We start from the raw sequence: 6751 nt of genomic DNA on the forward strand, positions 1-6751 counted from the left end.
GGATTCTGTCACCCACCCCCGTAAGAATTGGTCTACACCCTTGACCTGCTCATGGGGCGGACGGTACCTATGGTGACTGTTCGGTTGCTCGGCGCCACAGATGTGAACCCCCCGCGAAGCACGACCTCGTCGCTCGTCGAAGGGACCGTTTGTGAGACAGCACCAGAAGCAGCATCACAGGGCCACCCGGCTGTTCGGTTCGCTGCTGCTCGTCGCGGCCGCAGGGGTGTCCGCCGTCGGCGCCGCCCCCGCCCAGAACGGATCCGCCGCACAGGCCACCACGCCGCTGGGCCAGGTCGTGCCCGCCCCCGCGTCCGTCGAGGCGGGCGGACCGGCGTACGCGATCACCTCGAACACCCGGATCCGGGTCGAGGACGACTCGCGGGACGCGCGGCAGGTCGCGGCCTATCTCGCCGGGGTCCTGCGGCCCTCCACCGGCTACCGGCTGCCGGTCACGGACGAGGACGGGCACGACGGCATCCGCCTCGAACTCAGCCGCGGCGCCAAGGATTTGGGGGCCGAGGGCTATCGCCTCCAGTCCGGGCGCGCCTCCATCACCATCACCGCGCACAAGCCCGCCGGCCTCTTCCACGGCGTGCAGACCCTGCGTCAGCAGCTGCCCGCCGCGGTGGAGAAGAGCAGCAAGCAGCCCGGCCCGTGGCTGGTCGCCGGAGGCACCATCGAGGACAGCCCGCGGTACGGCTACCGCGGCGCGATGCTCGACGTCTCCCGGCACTTCTTCGGGGTCGACAAGGTCAAGCGCTACATCGACCAGCTGGCCCTCTACAAGATCAACAAGCTGCATCTGCACCTGAGCGACGACCAGGGATGGCGCATCGCCATCGACTCCTGGCCGCGCCTCGCGGAGTACGGCGGCTCCACCCAAGTGGGCGGCGGGCAGGGCGGCTACTACACCAAGGACCAGTACATGGAGATCGTCCAGTACGCCGCCTCGCGGTATCTGGAGGTCGTCCCCGAGATCGACATGCCGGGCCACACGAACGCCGCGCTCGCTTCCTACGCGGACCTGAACTGCGACGGCGTAGCGCCCCCGCTCTACACCGGCACGAACGTCGGCTTCAGCTCCCTGTGCGTCAACAAGGACATCACGTACGACTTCGTGGACGACGTCGTGCGCGAGCTGGCCGCCCTCACCCCCGGCAAGTACCTCCACATCGGCGGAGACGAAGCGCACTCCACCAGCCATGAGGACTACGTCACGTTCATGGACAAGGTGCAGCCGATCGTCGCCACGTACGGGAAGACCGTGATCGGCTGGCACCAGCTGACGGGCGCGAACCCGGCGAAGTGCGCCGTCGCCCAGTACTGGGGCCTCGACGGGACCAGTGCCGCCGAGAAGGCACAGGTCGCGGCGGCGGCGCAGAACGGGACGGGGCTCGTCCTCTCGCCCGCGGACCGGGTCTACCTCGACATGAAGTACAACAAGGACACCCCGCTCGGCCTCGCCTGGGCCGGCTACGTCGAGGTCCAGCGGTCCTACGACTGGAACCCGGGCAGCTACATCCCGGGCGCGCCCGCCTCGTCCGTCCAGGGCGTGGAGGCGCCGCTGTGGTCGGAGACCCTCTCGACCTCCGCGCAGGTCGAGTACATGGCCTTCCCGAGGCTGCCCGGCGTCGCCGAGCTGGGCTGGTCGCCGCAGGCCACGCACGACTGGGACACGTACAAGGTGCGCCTCGCGGCACAGGGCCCGCGCTGGGACGCGCTCGGCGTCAACTACTACAAGTCGGCGCAGGTGCCCTGGCCGGCCGGCTAGCGGCAGCAGCGGCTCCCCCTCAACGCATACGGAAAGACTCGTCCGGATGGCCCGACCCCCGCGCCGACGTTGATCAGGCTGCGCCTCCCGCCAACCTCCCTGCCGCAGACCGAGGAGCCCTTGCATGACTCGCCGCCGCACATTCCTGCTCGCCATGTCAACCGCTCTGGGCGCCGGCCTCGTTCCCGGTCCGGCCGCCGCCGCCGCCGCGGCCGACGGCCCGTTCGACCCTGCCCCGGCCGCCGCGGCGCTGCGCCGGCTCATCGGCAACCGTGCCGACCAGATCAGCCTCCGGCCGATCAGCGACAGCGCCGACACGTACCGGGTCAGCGGGAGGACAGCCGCGCTGGTCATCGAAGGCACCAGCCCGGCCACAATGCTCGCCGGTTTCCAGCGTTACCTCGGCAGCCAGTACCGCGGGGTCTGGTGGGTCGCCGACAACCTCGATCTGCCGGGGAAGCTCCCCGCGCCCGCCGAGCCCCTCGTCGGCCGCGCCGACGTCCCGCACCGGTTCGCCCTCAACGACACCAACGACGGCTACACAGAACCGTACGGCGACTTCACGTACTGGCAACGCGAGATCGATCTGCTCGCCCTGCACGGCTGCAACGAGGTACTGCTGCATCTCGGCGCAGACGCGGTGTACCACGACACGTTCCGCGAGTTCGGCTACACCGACGAGGAACTGCGGGCCTGGATACCCGGAGCGGCACACCAGCCATGGTGGCTGCTGCAGAACATGACGGGGTTCGCAGGTCCCGTCTCCGGCGGACTGCGCGAACGGCGGGCCGCCCTGAGCCGACAGATCATCGACCATGTTCGCGCCCTGGGCATGGCCCCGGTACTGCCTGGCTACTACGGGACCGTGCCGCCGGCGTTCGCCGACAAGAACCCCGGCGCGGCGATCGTGCCGCAGGGCACCTGGTGCGGCTTCAAGCGCCCGGACTGGATCGATCCGCGAGACGAGCACTTCGCCCGAATCGCCGAAGCGTTCTACCGACACTCCGCGCGACGCTACGGCACCACCTCGATGTACAAGCTCGACCTGCTGCACGAAGGCGGCACTCCCGGACCGGTACCGGTCGGCGAAGCGTCGGCCGCGGTGGAGACCGCACTGCGGGCCGCGCACCCGGACGCCATCTGGGTGATCCTCGGCTGGCAGGACAATCCACGCACCGAGACGCTCGCCGCGGTCGACACCTCGCGCATGCTCATCGTCGACGGGCTCAGCGAACGACCGCCCGCGGTGGACCGGGAAAAAGACTGGTCCGGCACTCCGTACGCGTTCGGCACGATCTTCAACTTCGGCGGCAAGACGACCCTGGGCGGCGCGGCGGACCGCTGGCTGGCAAAGTACCGGGACTGGCGCGACAAGCCGAACAGCGCGCTCGCCGGTATCGCGTTGATGCCGGAGGCCGCGGACAACAACGACGCCGCCCTCGACGTGTTCACCTCACTTGCCTGGACCACGCAACGCGTCGACGCGCAGAACTACTTCACCGACTATGCCGCCCGCCGGTACGGCGGTCACGACGCGCATGCCGCCGCCGCCTGGTCGGCGCTCGCGCGCACCGCATACGCCGACACCAGCGACAAGGGCGAGCCGCAGGACAGCCTGTTCTGCGCGCAGCCGTCCCTGTCAGCCACCACCGGCGCCGGCTGGTCGCCGACCACGATGACCTACCAGGGCGCCGACTTCGACACCGCGCTCACCGCGCTGCTGCGTGTCTCGCCGTCGCTGAGACGCTCCGACGCCTACCGCCACGACCTCGTGGACGTCGCCCGGCAGGCTCTGACCAACCGCGCGCGGATCCTGCTGCCGCGGATCCACGGCGCGTACCAGACCGCTGACCGGGCCACGTTCGACGAACTCACCGACACCTGGCTCGGCTTCATGAACCTGCTCGCCCGGCTCGTGTCCACCCGGCCCGAGTACCTGCTCGGCCCCAGGCTCGCCCGGGCCCGGGAGGCCGGCCTCGATCAGGCCGAGGCCGATCAGCTGGAGTTCGACCAGCGCAGCATCCTCACCGTCTGGGGCGACCGGTCGGCTTCGGTGACCGGCGGCCTGCACGACTACGCGAACCGGGAGTGGGACGGCCTGATTCGCGACGTGTACCGGCCACGCTGGGCGGCGTACTTCGCCGTGCTGCGCACCGCGCTGCGCACCGGCCGGCCGCCGGTGCCGCCCGACTGGTTCGCGCTCGCTGACGCCTGGGCGCGCGACCACACCGTTTACCCGCAGCACCCGCGGGGCGACGAGTACGGCCTGGCCGCCGAGGTGTGGCGGGTCCTGGCCGCAGACACCCATCAGGTCGACGCCGAGCTCAGTACCGACCGGCCCGTTCTGCTCGCCGGCGGCGAGCTGACCGCTTCCGGCACTGTCACCAACCGCAGTGGGCTGTCCGATGCGGACCATCTCGCCGTCAGTATGACGGCGCCCGACGGGGTGACGGGCGCCGCGGCCGGCCCGACCACATCGCCCGTTCTCGCCGGTGGGGCGAGCGCCGACGTCACGTGGCGACTGACCGCGCCGGCCGATTGGCGGCCGGACGGCGTCGTGACAACCCTCTCCATCACCGCGGACTATCGGGTGGGCCGGCGCGGCGGGCGGGTCACGGTGCCGAAGCGGATCCTTACCGGAGCGCCGGTCGGCGCCCCGTACGCCGTCGCGAACTTCAACGCCGCCACGTTCGTGGCCGCCGGCGACGAGCTCGGCATCCATGGTGGTGGCCGTGACATGTGGGGCGGTACCCATCAGTTCGGCGCGATCTACCTGCCCGGGGGCTTCGCCGACGGGGCGACCGCGACGGTGCTCGTCACCACCGAAGACTCCACCGGGCAGTGGGCCCGAGCCGGCATCGTGGTGCGAAATTCCCTGGCCACCAATGGATCCACCGGCTTTCTCAATCTCGCGGTCACCCCGGCGCACGGCTGCGCGGTCAGCGCCGACCGCAACGGAGACGGCAAGCTGGAAACGGTCCTGGCCTCCGCCGGCTGGACCGCGCCGGTCTGGCTGCGTCTCAGCCGGACCGGAGACCGGTTCGACGCGGAGTGCAGCGCCGATCGGACGACGTGGACCGCGGTGGCCGGCGTGACCGTGCCCACCGCCGCCGCGCGGCAGGACGTCGGTGTCTTCTTCACTGCGGCCAACGGCGGCAGCGGCGCCACCGGCCTGGCCACGTTCCGCGAGTTCACCGTAACCGAGCAGTAGCGCTCAGACCGCCTACGACCCCCTGAACAGCGGCTCACCGTCAAGCGGATCTTCGACCGGCTCGCCTTCGGCGGGAACTATCGAGACGGGCATGGAGTCCTGTCGACTCGCCAGCACCAGGGCAGCCCGCGCACACAGGAAGCCACCGCGGGCTGATCAGTCCTGGCCCTCCCGGTCACCGGCTCGGGGTGCCGGTAAGAACCCTGTCTCCCGGCGGGTGGTCTGTTCGTTGCCCCACCCTTGCACCGGATCAGCGCTTTAGCCCGGTAAGCAGCCGTGTCTCCCCCAGTTGGACAGCCCACTCCGGCAACCTGTGCGCATGGCCGACACCTTCGAGCACACCCCTCAAATCTGGAACGCCGCACAGCTGCGCGACGCCCTCAAAGATCTGCCCGATGACGCACCCATCCATATCGGTGTGGCAAGCGACCCCGGCGACTTCGACGGGTACCGCGGCTTCGTCCTCGTGGACGCCCACCAGGTGGAAAACTGGTGGCCGGCCACCGCGACGACGCCAGAACGCACCGAAACGGAGAAGGCGCTGACCCTGTTCGCCGACTGGGAGCCAGACAGGTACGACCATCTCGACTGAACCGGTCACGCTCAGGTCCACCGGACTGTCAGTTACCGCCGCAGCATTCGCCGGACACGCCCACACCGAAGGAGCAGCCCCGTGGACCTGAGCGTGAACCACAGACGATTGCCTACGCGGTCGCCGGAGAGATCCGGCCTTCAGCAACCGCACCCTGGGCGGCGCCTCGTTCCACACCCCGTCCGACATCTCCGACACCGCGCGGAACGGGCAGCCGACTTGGCGAGCCGGGCGGTTGAGCAAGGGCATCACTTCTACTGCTGGATCTGTGTTTAGTGGCGACGGCGGACCGTCCCAATTCGGCACGACCTGAGGACCGATCGCGCTGTCCAGAGGCGCGATGACCCGTGTGACGCCGCTGGGGGCACAGTCCTCGGGCAGTGCCGTCCGGGTACCGGAGCCCTGGCGGCTGTGCGCGTAGCCGCTCTCACGCAGGAGGGCGCACGCGGAGGTAATGGTGGGCCTGCTGGTTTTCAGGCCGGCGGCCAACTCCCGCTCAGCGGGGCCGCTAAAGCGAGCCTCGGCGTGACGGGCTGTGGCTACGTGTCCCGGCAGACCGTGGCTGTGAAGTCCGCTGTGGAGACGGCGGTGGGGGAACTACCACCGTTGACCGAGAGATCGTCGTAGCGGACCCTTCCCGGGGTGAGCCGGTCCCGGTCGGTCAGGGTGAAGGAGACGCTTGCCGATGACCAGGAGTTGTCCTTGGTCCAGCCGTAGAGGGCATACGTGGTCCCGGCCATGAGCGGGGCCAGAGGCTTGGTCACGGTCCAGCCGGCGGCGGGGGCGTCCAGGGGCCAGGTGACGAGTCCGGCTGTGAGGGGACGGTCAGCGGTCCATGAACCCATCTTCGTCTGGCTTTTGACATCGGTACTGTCCACGTAGAGCGTCGCGCCGTCGATATGGTGCCCGCAGATCATCATGACGCCGACCAGATGGCCGTCGCCGGTCACGGAGATCCCCGTGACGGCATCGACGGGGACCGTGCACCCTGAGGTCGCGATCAGGGTCGCACCGACCGCAACAGCGCCGACGAAGCGCCGGGACACCGGCCACGAAAAGGTCCGTCGCATGAGCCCCTCCCCCGGCCTCGTTGTTTCACGACGCGGATCGGTTGATCTTGCGCCCGTGATGTCGCGTTGATCCCTGCCCGTGGGTGGTGCCGGTCAGGGGTGCG

At 69.8% G+C, this 6751-nt stretch carries 4 protein-coding genes; 3 read left to right on the forward strand and 1 reads right to left on the reverse strand.

Annotation, left to right across the window (positions count from 1 at the left end):
- Positions 1-151 precede the first annotated feature (151 nt).
- From ACWD6R_RS33380 to ACWD6R_RS33390, 3 genes are all read left to right on the forward strand, one after another.
- Positions 152-1774, forward strand: coding sequence for a beta-N-acetylhexosaminidase (locus ACWD6R_RS33380; RefSeq protein ID WP_451822133.1), 1623 nt, complete (start codon positions 152-154; stop codon positions 1772-1774).
- Between the two features lie 124 nt (positions 1775-1898).
- Entirely contained in the window at positions 1899-4985 is a 3087-nt protein-coding gene (locus ACWD6R_RS33385) for an alpha-N-acetylglucosaminidase TIM-barrel domain-containing protein (RefSeq protein ID WP_451822134.1), read from the forward strand.
- Between the two features lie 319 nt (positions 4986-5304).
- A complete protein-coding gene (locus ACWD6R_RS33390) occupies positions 5305-5577 on the forward strand; it encodes a DUF6225 family protein (protein WP_451822135.1) in 273 nt (90 codons plus the stop codon).
- Positions 5578-6116: 539 nt separating this feature from the next.
- On the opposite strand, the gene ACWD6R_RS33395 is transcribed toward ACWD6R_RS33390, so the two are convergent.
- On the reverse strand, positions 6117-6647 hold the full coding sequence (locus ACWD6R_RS33395; RefSeq protein WP_451822136.1) for a hypothetical protein: 531 nt from the start codon (positions 6645-6647) through the stop codon (positions 6117-6119).
- Positions 6648-6751: the final 104 nt, after the last annotated feature.

The sequence above is a fragment of the Streptomyces sp. NPDC005151 genome (genome assembly GCF_053599875.1).